13 protein-coding genes are annotated in these 15,557 nt (G+C 68.7%); 7 read left to right on the top strand and 6 right to left on the bottom strand.

Features of this window, described 5'->3' with window-relative positions; all coding sequences use genetic code 11:
- The coding region (locus NVV99_RS16335) for a UPF0182 family protein (protein WP_260782935.1) at nt 1-2,542 on the bottom strand (2,542 nt) is incomplete at its 3' end.
- A 192-nt stretch (nt 2,543-2,734) separates the two neighbouring features.
- Here NVV99_RS16335 and NVV99_RS16330 point away from each other — a divergent pair.
- Nucleotides 2,735-3,340: a PPA1309 family protein gene (locus NVV99_RS16330; RefSeq protein WP_006550273.1), complete on the top strand. Its 606-nt coding sequence runs from the start codon at nt 2,735-2,737 to the stop codon at nt 3,338-3,340.
- A gap of 63 nt (nt 3,341-3,403) precedes the next feature.
- Here NVV99_RS16330 and NVV99_RS16325 read toward each other — a convergent pair whose 3' ends face one another.
- Entirely contained in the window at nt 3,404-4,429 is a 1,026-nt protein-coding gene (locus NVV99_RS16325) for a PDZ domain-containing protein (protein ID WP_024101465.1), read from the bottom strand.
- 116 nt (nt 4,430-4,545) lie between these two features.
- Here NVV99_RS16325 and NVV99_RS16320 point away from each other — a divergent pair, with 116 nt between their 5' ends.
- The 3 genes from NVV99_RS16320 (at nt 4,546) to NVV99_RS16310 (ending at nt 8,289) form a co-directional block, all read left to right on the top strand.
- Nucleotides 4,546-5,991: a zinc-dependent metalloprotease gene (locus NVV99_RS16320; RefSeq protein ID WP_024101466.1), complete on the top strand. Its 1,446-nt coding sequence runs from the start codon at nt 4,546-4,548 to the stop codon at nt 5,989-5,991.
- A gap of 85 nt (nt 5,992-6,076) precedes the next feature.
- A complete protein-coding gene (locus tag NVV99_RS16315) occupies nt 6,077-6,967 on the top strand; it encodes a hypothetical protein (protein WP_006550270.1) in 891 nt (296 codons plus the stop codon).
- Nucleotides 6,964-8,289 (top strand): AarF/ABC1/UbiB kinase family protein, encoded by a 1,326-nt coding sequence (locus NVV99_RS16310; RefSeq protein ID WP_041803765.1) that lies wholly within the window; start codon nt 6,964-6,966, stop codon nt 8,287-8,289. Before NVV99_RS16315 ends, NVV99_RS16310 begins: the two co-directional genes overlap by 4 nt.
- Nucleotides 8,290-8,308: 19 nt before the next feature.
- On the opposite strand, the gene NVV99_RS16305 is transcribed toward NVV99_RS16310, so the two are convergent.
- Complete coding sequence (locus NVV99_RS16305) at nt 8,309-8,635, bottom strand: WhiB family transcriptional regulator (RefSeq protein ID WP_228044579.1); 327 nt, start codon at nt 8,633-8,635, stop codon at nt 8,309-8,311.
- 661 nt (nt 8,636-9,296) lie between these two features.
- The gene (locus tag NVV99_RS16300) at nt 9,297-11,429 is read right to left on the bottom strand and encodes an ATP-dependent DNA helicase UvrD2 (protein ID WP_085989292.1); all 2,133 of its coding nucleotides are present in this window, start codon (nt 11,427-11,429) and stop codon (nt 9,297-9,299) included.
- A gap of 121 nt (nt 11,430-11,550) precedes the next feature.
- On the opposite strand from NVV99_RS16300, the gene NVV99_RS16295 reads away from it, so the two are divergent.
- On the top strand, nt 11,551-11,805 hold the full coding sequence (locus NVV99_RS16295) for a mycoredoxin (protein ID WP_024101470.1): 255 nt from the start codon (nt 11,551-11,553) through the stop codon (nt 11,803-11,805).
- 125 nt (nt 11,806-11,930) lie between these two features.
- On the opposite strand, the gene nudC is transcribed toward NVV99_RS16295, so the two are convergent.
- On the bottom strand, nt 11,931-12,830 hold the full coding sequence (nudC, locus tag NVV99_RS16290; protein WP_006550265.1) for an NAD(+) diphosphatase: 900 nt from the start codon (nt 12,828-12,830) through the stop codon (nt 11,931-11,933).
- A 9-nt stretch (nt 12,831-12,839) separates the two neighbouring features.
- Nucleotides 12,840-13,928, bottom strand: a complete 1,089-nt coding sequence (locus tag NVV99_RS16285) for a TrkA family potassium uptake protein (RefSeq protein ID WP_006550264.1) — start codon at nt 13,926-13,928, stop codon at nt 12,840-12,842.
- 121 nt (nt 13,929-14,049) lie between these two features.
- Here NVV99_RS16285 and NVV99_RS16280 point away from each other — a divergent pair, with 121 nt between their 5' ends.
- Together NVV99_RS16280 and NVV99_RS16275 are read left to right on the top strand one after the other, a co-directional pair.
- Nucleotides 14,050-14,439, top strand: coding sequence for a membrane protein (locus tag NVV99_RS16280; protein ID WP_033097208.1), 390 nt, complete (start codon nt 14,050-14,052; stop codon nt 14,437-14,439).
- A gap of 49 nt (nt 14,440-14,488) precedes the next feature.
- Nucleotides 14,489-15,553, top strand: coding sequence for an NAD-dependent epimerase/dehydratase family protein (locus tag NVV99_RS16275; protein ID WP_024101471.1), 1,065 nt, complete (start codon nt 14,489-14,491; stop codon nt 15,551-15,553).
- The last annotated feature ends 4 nt before the right edge of the window (nt 15,554-15,557 follow it).

Genomic DNA, 15,557 nt, shown 5'->3' with positions numbered 1-15,557 from the left:
ACAGGATGCCGCCGTCCGCGATGGGCAGGGTGAGCAGGTTGCCGTATTGGATCCGGTTGGACCGTTCGAGCAGGGTCCGTTCCGAAGCCACTCGGGTGTCGGAGATCATCGCGTTCTGCGTCTGCTCCGGACCGAAGGTCTGCGTATCCGTCGGCAACTGCAGGATCGTGAACTTCCCGTAGTTCTCCGGATCGGATTCGACCGAGATGTACGCCGACAGGAACTGCCGGTTGTAACCCACCATCGCCGAGGTCAGACGGAACCGGGGATCCGCCGTCTCGCGATCGCCCATGAGCAGGTAGTAGGGCGGCTGGTTCGCGCTGGTGTCGACCGTCGGGTCCGCCGGCACCGACCAGAACGCATTGTTCGTGAAGAACTCGCGCGGGTCGTCGACGTGGTACTTGGCGAGCATCTCGCGCTGCACCTTGAACAGATCCTCCGGGTACCGGAAGTGCGCCCGCAGCTCGTCGGAGATCTGGTCCTGCGGGGTCACCGCATCAGGGAAGACACCCATCCACGCCTTCAGGACCGGGTCCTCATCGTCGACCTGGTAGAGCGTCACCGTGCCGTCGTAGGCATCGACCGTCGCCTTCACCGAGTTGCGGATGTACGAGACCTCCTTGCGGGGCAGCAACCGGCCGGTGTTCTGGTCGATGCTGTCCTCGACGAGGCCCTCGAGCGACGCGCGCTGCGCGTACGGGTAGTAGTCGAGCGTGGTGTACGCGTCGACGACCCACTTGATGCGGCCGTCGATCGCGGCCGGGTAGGCGTCGCCGTCGGCCGTCAGCCACGGCGCGACCTTCGTCACGCGCTCACGCGGGTCGCGGTTGAACAGGATCTTCGAGTCGCTGCCGATGGCGCTCGAGAACAGGATGTTGCGTTCGCCGTACTTCGCGGCGAAGGCGAGCCGGTTGAACCAGTTGCCGATGTCGACGCCGCCCGAGCCGGTGTAGGTGTACTTTTCGGTGTCGGTGTCGTACTCGCGCGGACCGGACGAGTCGGCGCTGTTGCCGACGATCGCGTAGTCCGGATCGGCCTCGGCGATGACCTCGCCGTAGTAGATGCGGGGCTGCTCGACGGGGATGACCTGGTTCTCCGCAGCGAGCGACGCCAGGTCGCTGACGAAGTAGACGGGATAGCCGCTGTTGCTGTTGGCGGCCTCCTCCGCCGAGGCACTCGCGGCGGCGTTCACGCGGTTGGCGGGCGCCGCGACGAGACCGTTGCCGTGCGTGTACACGGTGTGGCGGTTGATCCAGTCGGTCTGGTTGCCGGTCAGGCTCGTCGGCGAGAGCTCACGCGCCGCGACGATGTAATCCTCCATACGACCGTCGAGCTCGTACCGGTCGATGTCGAGCGACTCGGGGTAGCCGTAGAAGTTCTTCAGCTGCGTCTGCTGCGTGAACGTGCGGGGAAGCACGTTCGGGTCGAGCAGGCGGGCGTTCGCGATCGTGGTGATGTCGGCCGGGATGTTCTCGGGCGAGGTGGTGCCCACACCCGGGTAGTCCTCGTACGCCACCTTGTCGTCGGTGATGCCGTACGCCTCGCGGGTCGCGGCGATGTTGCGCTCGATGTACTCGCTCTCCTTGTCGGCAGCGTTCGGGCGCACCGAGAACTGCTCGACCATGAGCGGGTACACCGCGCCGACGAGGATCGACGAGAGCACGAGCAGCGCCGTCGCGAGCGCGGGGATCCGCAGGTCGCGCAGGAAGATCGCGGCAAAGAACGCGATCGCGCAGATGACGGCGATCGCGAGCAGGATGAGCTTGGCCGGCAACACCGCATTGATGTCGGTGAAGCCACCGCCGGTGAAGGTGGGTTCCTTGCGGCTGCTCCACAGCAGTTCGTACCGATCGAGCCAGTAGGCGAACGCCTTGAACGCGACGAACAGGCCGGCGAGGACCGCGAGCTGCACACGCGAGGCCGTCGACATGCTTCCCCCGCGACCGGCGAGGCGGATGCCGCCGAAGATGTAGTGGGTGACGAGGTTCGCGATGAACCCGAGCACGATCGCGACGAAGAACCAGTTGAGCAGGAAGCGGTAGAACGGCAGGTCGAAGGCGTAGAAGCCGACGTCGAGACCGAACTGCGGATCGGTGGTGCCGAAGTCGCCGCCGTTGAAGAACATCTGGACGGTGACCCAGCCGGCCTGGGCGACCAGACCGGAGAGCACACCGAGCACGACCGGGATACCGATCCCGAAGGCGCGCATGCGCGTCATCACGGTGGTGCGGTAGCGCGCCACCGGATCGTTGGGTCCGGTGGTCGGCACGAAGACCGGGCGCGACCGGTAGGCGAGCAGCATCGCCAGCCAGACGACACCGCCGATGAACAACCCGACCGCCAGGAACAGTGCGATCCGGGTCAGGAGAACCTTGACGTATACGTCCCGGAAGTCGACCTCGCCGAACCAGAGCCAGTTGGTGTAGGTGTCCACCAACCGTGGTCCGAGCAGGAGCAGCACTGCGGCCACCACTGCCAGGATCAGCAGAACTCTGCTCCGCTTCGACAATGTAGGTACTCCGGTCGGGGGCCTCATGCCCACGTGCCACGCTCCCAACTCGTCCGGCGGCGCGATCGCACCGCATCTGTACATCTCGCGCTCGACGAAAGCGTGCGAGCACGCCTCGTTCTCACGGAGTGACCGTTTCGCCCCACTCTACGGAATCCTCGTACAGGGGGTCGCACGACGCAGGTCCGGCAGCGCACACCCGCGTACGGGTGCCAGGATAGGCCGGTGAACCAACGTCTTCCCGTACCTTCCGAACAAGGACTCGCGCGCGCCGTCCACGAGATCATCGATTTCGCGGATGCGGAGGGTTGGGACCGCCCTCCCGTCATGTTCGCGCTCGTCCCGACCGTGCTTCTCGCAGCCGCCGAACCCGCCCTCGCCGACCAGCTCGACGAGGGACACGAGTACACCCCGATCGCGCAGGAATCTTTCCCCGACGACGTCGAGGGCGGCAGTCCCGCACTCGAGGAGTTCCTCGCCACGACCACCTGGCCCGGATCGGTTGCCGGGTGCGCTCTCGTGCAGGAGGTGGTCGTGCTGCCGCCGAGCGCCGAGAACGAACTCGACGACGCCTTCACGCCATTGCTCGCCGACGCCCACGCGGCGGACGAGGCGGCCCGGCTCGCAGCGCACAGTCACCCGGAACGACGCGCCGCCCGCCTCATCTCCGCGGTCCTGCGCGACGGGCCGTCACTCTCGCTCCTTCAGTTGCGCCCCCTCGACGACGACGATCCGTTCGCGGGCACTGAACTGCGGACCTACGACAACCTCGCCCCGCACGTCGTGGCCGCGTTGTACGCGACCCTCGAGGCGAGCGACGACGACTACTGAGAGGGCGATCACCGCACTGCCGGCCCCCGTGCGGCGCGCGGGATCGGCTGCCGACGGGCGGGATCAGCTGCAGGCGGGCGCGTCGCGTCCGTCCGCGATCGCTGCCAGCGCGTCGATCGCACCCTCGAGCGTCTCGACCTTCACGAGCTGCACACCCTCGGGGGCGCCGCTCTGCGCCTCCGCGCAGTTCTCGGCGGGCACCAGGAAGACGGTCGCGCCGTCCTCCGACGCCGCGGTGAGCTTGTGGGTGATCCCGCCGATCGGACCGACCATCCCGTCCGAGTCGATGGTGCCGGTACCGGCGACGTCCAGACCGCCGTTGAGCAGGCCCGGGCTGAGCTTGTCCACCACGGCCAGACTGAACATCAGGCCGGCGGACGGTCCGCCGATGTCGGCGAGGTTGAAGGTGACCTCGAAGGGCACCTCGGGAACCTCCTCGGTGGCGATGCCCAGGAAGCCCTTGTCCGGGTCGCCGGGCCGGGAACCGACAGGAACGTCGAACGACTCCTCGGCATCGCCGCGCCGGACGGTGACGTCCACCGACTCACCGGGCGGCACGTCGCCGACCGCGCGCTGGACCTGGCCGGCCGTGCGCATCTCCTCGCCGCCGACGGCGACGATCCGGTCGCCCGCCTCGAGCAACCCGGCGGCAGGGGCGTCCTGGCCCACCTCGGCGATCCGCAGGGTCACCGGCAGGTCGAGATAGTGCAGGGCGGCGAGTTCGGCGGACCGCTCCGACTGGGCGAACTGCGCCTGGTCGACGGCCTGGACCTCGTCCTTGCTGCGGTCGGGCGGGTAGACCTGCTCGCGCGGCGCCACGCCGTAGCGCCCGCTGATCCATGCGGTGAAGGTCTGCGCGAGGGTGAGATTGTCGGTGACCCCGACGGTCGTCATGAACAGACTGCCCTCGGTCTCGTCCGCCTCGATCCCCTCGAGCGCGACGACCGGGGTGCCCTCGATCTCCCCGAGCGTGTCGAAGACGGGGCCGGGGCCGAGCGCCACGTACGGCGCCCGGACGTTGAACGCCACGACCACAATGACGAGGATCGGGAGCACGAGCGCGAGCGGCAGGACGTAGCGACGATTCACCCGGCCAGGGTAACGGTCGTCCGACCACCCCCCTTGACACCACGGCCGTGTCGTGTTCGCCATGAGCGTGACCACGACGCCGGTCCCCGCCCTGGACGCCTTGTACCGTTGGATACATGAGCGACACGCCCTTCGGATTCTCGAATCCCGACGACGACCCCGACCGTAGGAAGGACGAGGGTTCCGGTAGCGGCGGAGCCGGTGGCGGCATGCCCTTCGGATTCGGACTCCCCGGCAGCGGTGGGGGCGACAACCCGTTCGGCGGTCAGGGCTTCGATCCCGCGCAGTTCGGTCAGATGCTCAGCCAGTTCGGCCAGATGCTCGCCGGTATGGGCAGCGCCATGGGTTCCGGCGGCGGCTCGGGTCCGGTCAACTACGACATCGCGACGAAGCTCGCACGTCAGCAGATCGGGTCCGTCGACCCGGTCTCGCCCCGTACCGCCGACGCCGTGACGGACGCCGCGCGCCTCGCGGAACTGTGGCTCGACGCGGCCACCACGCTGCCCGCGGGTGCGTCGAAGGTTGTGGCGTGGACGCCCGTCGACTGGCTCGACAACACCCTCGAGACGTGGAAGCGCCTGTGCGATCCGATCGCCGAGCAGGTCAACGGCATGATGCTGAACGGTCTGCCCGAGGAGGCCCGTGCGATGGCCGGGCCCATGCTCGGGATGTTCTCGCAGATGGGTGGGGTTGCTTTCGGCTCCCAGCTCGGCCAGGCCCTCGGCCAGTTGTCGAAGGAAGTGCTCACCTCCACCGACATCGGTCTCCCCCTCGGCCCGGAGGGCACCGCCGCTCTCCTGCCGGCCGCGGTCGAGAGCTTCGGTGAAGGACTCGAGCAGCCCGCTCAGGAGGTGCTCGTCTTCCTCGCCGCACGCGAGGCCGCCCACCAGCGCCTCTACAGCCACGTGCCGTGGCTGCGTCAGCGGATGCTGGCGACCGTCGAGGAGTACGCACGCGGCATCCGCATGGACATGTCGTCGATCGAGGATCTCGCCCAGGGACTCGACCCGTCGGCACTCACCGACCCGTCCAAGCTCGAGGAAATCCTCAAGCAGGGCGCGTTCGAACCCCAGACCACCCCGGAGCAGAAGGCCGCACTCGAACGACTCGAGACGATGCTCGCGCTCGTCGAGGGCTGGGTCGAGACGGTCGTCGCCGACGCGCTCGGCGAGCGGCTCCCGGGTGCCTCGGCCCTCACCGAGACCCTGCGCCGTCGCCGCGCCACGGGCGGACCGGCCGAGCAGACCTTCGCTACGCTCGTCGGCCTCGAGCTCCGGCCCCGGAAGGTGCGCGAGGCCGCTGCGCTGTGGCGACGCCTCACCACCGACGCCGGCACCGAGGCCCGCGACCATGTGTGGGCGCATCCCGACCTGCTGCCGGACTCGTCGGATCTCGACAACCCGACGGCCTTCGTCGATCGTGTGATCGGCGGTGGCACCGGAGCCTTCGAGGATCCGATCGCCCAGCTTCAGGCGACCATGGAACGTGAGCAGGCCGAACGGGATCGCGCGGCCGAGGACGGATCCGGCGAGGACCGGCCCGGGGACGACAGCACCTCCTAGAACGACCCGATAGAGGCACCCGCGCCTGTGGACAAACTGCTCCTCGTGAGCCGTCCACGGGCGCGGATACTGTCAGTCTGTCTCCATGATCACCGCATCGCGCGAAACGACCACGAATCCCGCGCCGGCCGAGGCTGCGGTTCTCCGGGTCGATCCGGAACTGGCCGTGCTCGAGCGGTCCGACGGCTCGCTCCAGCTCGGCTGGGGTCCCGGCACCGCGACCGTCGTCCTGCCACCCCAGGGCATGGACAGCTTCGACCTCGGCGTTCTCGTCCGACTGCTCGACGGCCGGCTCACCCTCGACGAGGTGCTGGACGTCGCAGCCGAGCGCGGGCTTCCGTCCGGACGGGTCCGGCAGGTGCTCGATGAGCTCACCGCGACGGGTGCGGTCCGGCAGGTCCCCGCGTCGCCCGGTCCGGCGCGACCGCGGCGGGTGCGGGTCCACGGCTCGGGTCCGCTCGCTTCGGCGATCGTCGAGGATCTCCCGGTATGGGATGTGCGGTGGGTACGCTCGTCGTCCGGTGACGAACTGCAGGACCCGGCCGACTGTGTCGTCCTCGCCGACGGGCAGGTGCCCGACCCCCATCTCGTGAACATGCTCGTGCGGGCCGGTATCCCCCATCTCGCGGTGCGGATCAGGGACGGACGCGGCATCGTCGGCCCGTTCGTACTCCCCGGCCGGAGCAGTTGTCTGCGCTGCGCCGATCTCGTGCGGGCCGATCTCGATCCGTCCTGGCCGCGACTGGCGAGTCAGCTGTACGGGCGGCAGGGCCACGCCGGCAGGGCGGTGACGTCGGCGACCGCGGCGATGGCCGTCGGCCAGATCGAAGCGTTCCTCTCCGCAGATCCGTCCGTGACCCCGGCGGTCGACCGCACACTCGAACTGGACCTGCGAACCCACCGCATCGTCACGCGCCGATGGTTCCGTCACCCCCGGTGCGACTGCTCGGCCATCGCTCGGGTCGGTCAGGCATGATGGGGGGCGTGCCAGACATCCCTCGCAGAAGCTCGTCCCGCACTGCCAAGCTCGCGAGCATTCCTCTGGGAATCGCCGGGCGCGCCGCTGTCGGTTTCGGCCGTCGACTCGCCGGTGGAGATCGGGAGGAGATCGACGCCGAGATGACGGCGAAGGCCGCCGAACAGTTGTTCAGTGTGTTGGGCGAACTCAAGGGCGGCGCCATGAAGTTCGGCCAGGCCCTGAGCGTGATGGAAGCCGCCGTCCCGGAGGAGTTCGCCGAGCCGTATCGGGAGGCGCTCACCAAACTGCAGGCGGAGGCCCCTCCACTGCCCGCCCAAGCCGTGCACCGCGTGCTCGACCAGCAACTCGGCACGAAGTGGCGTGAGCGCTTCGAGTCGTTCGACGACGTGCCCGTCGCGTCGGCCAGTATCGGCCAGGTGCACCGGGCCGTGTGGTCGGACGGACGCGAGGTCGCGGTGAAGGTCCAGTACCCGGGCGCCGACGAGGCTCTGCGCGCCGACATGCGCACGCTGTCCCGGTTCGCCGGATTGTTCGCCACGATGATGCCGGGTGCCGATGTGCGTGCGCTGCTCGACGAGTTGTCCGCACGCACCGAGGAAGAGCTCGACTACCGGATCGAGGCCGACAACCAGCGAGCCTTCGCGAAGGCCTTCGCCGGCGACGAGAAGTTCGTGATCCCGCGTGTCGTCGCGAGCGCCCCGAAAGTCGTCGTGACCGAATGGCTTTCGGCCACTCCGCTGTCTGTGATCATCAGCGGTGGCACGCGGGAGCAGCGCAACCGGGCCGGTGCGCTGCTCGCGGAGTTCCACTTCTGTTCGCCCGCGCGCGCCGGTCTGCTCCACAGCGACCCGCATCCGGGCAATTTCATGCTTCTCGACAACGGCCGTCTCGGAGTCATCGACTTCGGGGCCACGGCGTCGATGCCCGACGGCTTCCCGCCGGTGCTCGGACGGATGGTCCGACTCGCCCTCGAGGAACGTTTCGACGAACTCACCCGACTGCTCTACGACAACAAGTTCGTCCTGCCCGGCCGCACGGTCACCGACGAGGAGATCGCCGACTACCTCCGGCCGTTCACCGACCCGATCCACACCGAGTCGTTCCACTTCACCCGCACATGGCTGCAGCGGGTGGCGGGCACGGCCACGGACTTCTCGAGTTCGACCTTCAAGACGGCTCGGACGCTGAATCTTCCGCCCGAGTACGTGAGTGTGTTCCGGGTGCTGCTCGGCTCGGTCGGCATCTGCGCTCAGCTCGACGCCGAGGCACCGTACATGCGCATCCTCAGTGAATGGCTACCCGGCTTCGTCGAGGAGTGACAAAGCCGGGCAACCGTATTCACGCACAGACCAGTTCCTTGCGGGGTTCGGGCAGCGGATTCTTCCGCGGCCGGCCCCGCGGCCGCTTGCGGGCCACGACCACACCACGGTCGATGATCTCCCCGCCCCACACGCCCCAGGGTTCCTCCCGCTCGAGAGCGGCGTCGAGACACTGGGCACGCACCGGGCAGCCCGCACACAGCGTCTTGGCGTACTCGAGATCGGCCGGGGTCTCAGCGAACCAGAGGTCGGGGTCGTTGTCGTGGCACGGCAGGGTGTCGCGGTCGCGGTCGTTGCGGGAGACCGCGAAAGTGTCGCTGCGCGACAGGATGTCAGTACAACGCATCTCGTCTCCTTCCGTTCGGTTCGGCAGGCTCGACGGGTATTCGCTCGGCACGTGAGCTCCTTCGTTGGTTCGGTGGAATGCGATGCGAACCCGGCCGGAGAACGAGAAAGGCCACGGTCCGCGGGGCGGGGTCCGTGGCCTGGAGGAGACGAAAGGTCTACCGGAAAACAGTTCCCGATCGACTTCCGACCACGGACGAGACGGCGGCGGCGTGCACACGTCGGCGTGCACGCGGCGCGGCTGCCACTGCGGGTGCCACAGATGTGGCGGTGCGAGTGGTAGCGGCGGCCCCAGCGACACGAGGGGCCGCTGCCGCTGCAAAAGCATCGAAACCGAGCATCGGGGCCACCTCACTTTCTCGTCGCGCACGGACCGTCTCCCGTGACATCGTCATCCAGACTAGATTCGTGAGCACGATCGGCACAAGTTATTTTCTACCTGCGGTTTCGTGCCGCGTTCTTCGTCCCCGCACCAAAGTCGGAGGGCATGTCCCTCGCGACCACGAGACTCCTGCCCGACCTCGACGAGGCCGAACGCCTCGTCCTCGGGCTCGATGCGTTGCGCGCCGACGACGGCTCGAACAAAAGCACCTTCCGGGTGTTCCGCGACCGGCCGGGCACTACTTCTGCCTGTGCGCCGAATGAACACGGTCGGGTAGTCGTCAGAGGTCGAGGGTGTCGACGGTGCGCTCCCCCCGCACGAGGGCGAGCACGTCGGCACCGTACTGCTCGAGCTTCTTCGCCCCGATCCCCGGGATGGCGACCAGCGCACGATCGTCGCGCGGCTGCTGTTCGGCGATCGCGACGAGGGTGTTGTCGCTGAAGACGACGTAGGCCGGAACCTTCATCTCCTTCGAACGCTCCCGGCGCCATTCCTTGAGCGCGACCAGCAGATTCTCGTCGAGATCGGATGGGCAACCCTCGCAGCGGCCGAGCATGGTCGAGGTGGTGCCCATGAGCGGCTTGCCACAGACGCGGCATTGCGGGCGCTTCTTCCGCGGGGAGGACGGTTCGGCGATCTTCGACGCGGGTGAACTGTCGGGGATGAGCCCGTGAAGGAATCGAGAGCGTCGCCGCGACCGACGTCCGCCCGCCGTGCGGGACAACGCCCACGACAGTTGCAGGTGCACACGGGCTCGGGTGACACCGACATAGAGCAGCCGCCGTTCCTCCTCGATGCCGGCCTCGTCGGGCGGTGTGTCCTTGTCGCCGGTGACATGAGTGATCGGCAGGGTGCCGTCGGTGAGTCCGACGAGGAAGACGGCGTCCCATTCGAGGCCCTTCGCCGCATGCAGCGACGCGAGGGTGACGCCCTGGACCGTCGGTGGCTGGCGCGCCTCGGCACGGGCCGCGAGATCGCGCAACAGACCCTGCAGATCGAGATCGGGTTCGTGCTCGAGCAGTTCCTCGGTGAGCTGCACGAGCGCGACGAGCGACGCCCAGCGCTCGCGTGCCTGCGCACCCACCGGTTCGGTGTCGGTCAGGCCCAGCGGCACCAAGGTGGCCCGGACGAGGCTGCGCAGCCCGGCACCGCGACCGGCATCCTCCGGCAGGTCGTCGCGCGTACCCACCTGACGCAGGGCGTTGACCGCCTGCCGGACCTCCGCGCGGTTGAAGAAACCTTCACCGCCGCGCACCTGGTACGGGATACCCGCCTGCGTGAACGCCTGCTCGTAGGCCTCGGACTGGGCGTTGATGCGGTAGAGCACCGCGATCTCGGCCGCCGGGACCCCCTTGCCCATCAGCTTCGCGACGGCCTTGGCGACCGCCTGCGCTTCGGCGGGTTCGTCGTCGAACTCGGCGAAGGTGGGCTCCGGCCCGGACGGACGCTGACCGATGAGCTCGAGCCGGGTGCCGGCGATGCGGCCCCGCGCCGCACCGATCACGCGGTTGGCGAGGTCGACCACCTCCGGCGTGGAGCGGTAGTCGCGTTCGAGGCGCACGACCGTGGCGTCGGGGAACCGGCGGGAGAAGTCGAGCAGGTGCTTCGGGGTGGCGCCCGTGAACGAGTAGATGGTCTGGTTGGCGTCGCCGACCACCGTGAGGTCGTCGCGCGCGCCGAGCCACGCGTCGAGCACGCGCTGCTGCAGCGGCGTGACGTCCTGGTACTCGTCGACGACGAAGCAGCGGTAGCGGTCGCGGAACTCCTCGGCCACCGCGAGGTTGTCCTCGAGGGCCGCGGCGGTGTGCAGCAGCAGGTCGTCGAAGTCGAGATACATCCCGTCGCCCGACCGGGTCTTGAGCTGCTCGTACGTCTCGTAGACACGCGCGACCCGCTCGGGATCGGCCGGTGGGGTGCGGTGGGCGCGGGCGGCCGCGGCGGGATAGTCCTCGGGCGCGACGAGCGTGCCCTTGGACCATTCGATCTCGGACAGCAGGTCGCGCACGGTGTCGGTGTCGGTCGGGAAGCCGCACCGGTGCGCCGCCTGCGAGACCGCCGCGAACTTGCGATCGAGCAGTTGCCAGGGTGTGTCGCCGACCACCTGCGGCCAGAAGTACCGCAGCTGCCGCAGCGCAGCGGCGTGGAAGGTGCGGGCCTGCACCTGCGTACCGTCGCCACCGATGCCCAGGGCGCGTAGGCGGGAACGCATCTCCCCTGCCGCGCGGGCGGTGAAGGTGACGGCGAGGACTTGGCTCGCGGAGACGTGACCGGCCGAGACGAGATGGGCGATGCGGCGGGTGATCGTGCGGGTCTTGCCGGTACCGGCGCCGGCGAGCACGCAGACCGGCCCGCGTGGGGCGAGCACCGCTGCTGCCTGCTCGGGGTCGAGACCGTCCACCACATCCGCACACATGGCCTCCATCATGACAGCGACCGCCGACAGCGCAGCCCACCGGTGAGATCACCCGGTGTGGTGAGGACCACAGCTCACCCCGTCGCGGAACATGTTCGGCGGCTGTGATGTTCTCGAAGACATGACGCCCACCGACGCACCCGCCCTCACCGTCTACTCCACCACCTGGTGCGGTTACTGCAGGCGGCTGAAGACCCAGCTCGACCAGAACGGCATCCCATACGCCGAGATCGACATCGAGTCGGATCCGGCCGCCGCGGAGTTCGTCGGCAGCGTCAACAACGGCAACCACGTGGTGCCCACCGTCAAGTTCGCCGACGGCAGCACCGCGACCAACCCGTCGCTCGCCGAGGTCCAGCGCGCTCTGGGTCTGTAGCTCCCGCTCTTCCGGTAAGGCCGGTCGCGTTCGTCGCGGCCGGCCTCCCCCGTGTCCGGGCCCGACTCGATCCTGTGCCCTCTACCGCAGTGCCCTCTACCGCAGTGCCTCTACCGCACGGCCTGCTACTCCTTGGCCCAGCCCTCGAGCATCCCGCGCGCAATGGAGATCGAACCGGGCAACAACAGCGGGGCGTCCTCGGCGGACGCCCAGTCGCCAGTCGCCAGCGCCGCACGGACCTCGTCACGAGTGAACCACCGCGCCTCGGTGATCTCCCCGTCGCGGAAGTCCAGCGCCTGCTCGGGATCGGCGATCGCCGCGAATCCGAGCATGAGCGATCGAGGGAACGGCCAGGGCTGACTGCCGAGATACCGCACGTCGCGCACCTCGACACCGACCTCTTCACGGATCTCCCGCACCACGCACGATTCGAGCGACTCACCGGCTTCGACGAAGCCTGCGAGAACGGAGAAGCGCCGCTCGGGCCACACCGGTTGCCGGGCGAGCAGCACCCGGTCGTGTCCGTCGTGTACGAGGCAGATGATCGCCGGGTCGGTGCGAGGGAACTCCTGGTGTCCGGTCTCGGTGCTGATCCGCGACCAGCCGGACATCGTCGGACGGGTGGGCGAGCCGTCGACCGCGCTGTAGCCGGCGTTGTCGTGCCAGTTCAGCAACGCGACCGCGCTGACCATCAGATCGGCGTCGGCATCGTCGAGACGCTCGCCGATGCGCCGCAGATCGGCCACCGTGCCCGTCTGCGCCAGGACGCGAGACGCCCAGACGTGGTGTCCGTCGCGGATACCCAGGAAGATCGCGCCCTCGACCGGTTCGGGACCGAGTTCGGACGCCTCACCGAGCACGAGCGCGTTGTCGGAGACACGGACCTGGTTGCGACGATCGACCCGCAGGAGTTTCGCACCGGCCCAGCCGGCGCGCAGGGCGTCCTCGTCCGAACGCAGTTCCTCCGCCCGGTCGACGACGGTACGTGAGAGCAGCGGGGTACCCGACAGAGCGAAACCGGTCACATCAGCACCCTAGCCACGCATGGCGCCCGGCGACGAACCCACCAGCCGGATGTAGAGCAGTTTGTCGTTCGCTTCGAGCGCGTCGACCTCGGGCGAACCGATCCGCCACATCCGCCCGTCGCGGACGACGGCGAGCACGATGTCCTTGAGATGCCGCGGGGATCCCCCGACCTCGCTGGGGTCGACATCGCGTTCGGTGATGGCGAACCCGGCTTCCGGGGTGAGCAGGTCCTCGATCATCTCGACAACGTTCGGCGTGGTCGTGGCGATGCCGAGCAGTCGCCCCGCCGTCTCCGACGAGATGACCACCGAGTCGGCACCGGACTGACGCAGCAGGTGGGTGTTCTCCGACTCGCGGATGGCGGCGACGATCTTCGCGCGCGGGGCGATCTCGCGGGCGCTGAGGGTCACGAGCACCGCGGTGTCGTCGCGGTTCGCGGCGACGATCACCGCCGACGCGTGCTGCACCCCGGCGAGCCGGAGCACATCGGACTTCGTCGCCGAACCCTGGACCGTCACGAGGCCCTGGCCGGCCGCGGACTCGAGAACCACCGGATCGGTGTCGACCACGACGATCTCGGACGGGGGTACCCCGTCGCCGAGCATCGCGTCGACTGCGGTACGGCCCTTGGTGCCGTAACCGATGACGACGGTGTGATTACGCACGCGGCGCCTCCAACGCTGGATCTTGAATGCTTGCCGGGAACTCTCGGTCAGTGCCGACAGAGTGGTACCGACGAGCACGATGAGGAAGAACACCCGGAGCGGGGTGATCAGCAAGATGTTGATCAGGCGCGCTTCGGGTGTGAACGGGGTGATGTCGCCGTAGCCGGTGGTCGAGAGCGAGACCGTGGCGTAGTAGACGCAGTCCAGCAGCGACAGTTCGTCGCCCTGGGCGTCGCGGTAGCCATCGCGATCGAGGTAGACCACGACGACCGCGAGGAACAGCGCCGCGAACGCGTAGCCGATGCGACGCGCGATCGCGAGTCCGGGACTCGTCTGTTCCTGGGGTACGCGCAGCACACCGACGAGCGCGAAGTCGGGGCGCTCGGTGAGCTGATCGGAGCGGCTGAACCGCGCACGCAACCTCCCGGGCATCGCGGTGTCCCACCTTCCTGCTGTCGGCCTCCACTGGTGGCCACCCTCGGTCGTCGCGGTACCGAACGAACTGCGCCCGATACCGGATCGCAGCGTACCGCCGCGCGCTAGTGTGGCACGCATGTCCACGAAAGCGTCGCAGCGCTCTGCGATCCGGCTGGCAGGTCTACTTCTCGGCGTGGGGGTCCTGCACTTCGTGCGACCGGAACCGTTCGACGGCATGGTGCCCCGCGCCCTGCCGGGTGATGCCCGCACCTACACCTACGCCTCGGGGGTCGCGGAGATCGCCGTCGCCGGCGCGCTCGCCGTGCCCCGCACCCGGCGCCTCGGCGGTTCCCTGGCCGCGGCGCTGTTCCTGGCGGTCTTCCCCGCCAACGTGCAGATGGCCGTGACGTGGCTGCGCAGCCCGAAGCTCTCCCCCGCCGCCAAGGCGGTGTCGCTCGCCCGGCTCCCGCTGCAGGTCCCGCTCGTCACCGAGGCACTGAAGGTCCGCCGCACATCCTCCCGCTGAGCTGACCACACGCGGTGAGTGAGGTCACAGCGAGCGGGTATGCGTCGGTATGGACACCGCACGTGGTCTGAAGGTGGTCGTCGTCGGCGCGACCGGAAATCTGGGAACCGGGATCGTCGAGGCGCTCGGACGCGAACCCGACGTCGCCGAGATCGTCGGCGTCGCGCGACGACCGACAGAATGGACGTCCCCCAAGGCGACCTTCACGGTCGCCGACACCACCACCGACGACTTCCGCCCCATCGTGCGGGGCGCGGACGCGGTGATCCACCTGTCCTGGCTGTTCCAACCCACGCACCGCCCGGAGGTGACCTGGGAGAACAATGTGCTCGGCGCGATCTCTGTCTTCGAGGCGGCTGCCGCGGAGAAGGTTCCCGCGCTGATCTACTCGTCGTCGGTCGCGGCCTATTCGCCCGGACGCTCGACGGATCGCGTCACCGAGGACTGGCCCACGCACGGGTGGCCGGGTGCCGCCTATCCCCGCGAGAAGTCGTATCTGGAACGTTTTCTCGACACCCTCGAACTGCGGGCGCCGGAGATGCGCATCGTACGGATGCGGCCCTACTTCCTCTTCAAGCGCGAATCGGCGACCTCACAGCGACGCCTGTTCGTCGGCCCCCTGCTCCCGGGAAACCTGCTGCGCAGCGGACTGCTCCCCGTGATGCCGCTGGTCGAGGATCTGCGTGCCCAGGTACTGCACACGAGCGACGTGGCCGACGCCTTCGTCCGTGCGACCGTCCGACCCGTCCGCGGCGCGTTCAACCTCGCCACGGAACCGCCCGTGGACGGCGCGTTCCTGGCAGAGATGTTCTCCGCCAGGAAGATCCACGTACCGCGTGCAGCACTCCGCAAGGCCGTGCGGGCGGCCTGGCACGCGCATCTCGTTCCGGCCTCCCCCGGCCTGCTCGATACCGTGCTGCAACTTCCATTGCTCGACAGCACGCGCGCCCGCACAGAACTGGGCTGGGAACCGCAGTATTCGCCGCCCGAGATCCTCGAGGAATTCCTGTCGGGACTGCGGGAGGGAGCCGGGATGCCCACCGCTCCCCTTGCACCCGATACTGCCGGACGCCGGGCACACGAAGTGGCCACCGGTATTGGGCAGCGCCCCTGAGGTT

It is taken from the genome of Rhodococcus sp. PAE-6 (assembly GCF_025290685.1).
Classification (GTDB): Bacteria; Actinomycetota; Actinomycetes; order Mycobacteriales; family Mycobacteriaceae; genus Rhodococcus; species Rhodococcus pyridinivorans.
This window is presented reverse-complemented; position numbering and strand designations above follow the sequence as displayed.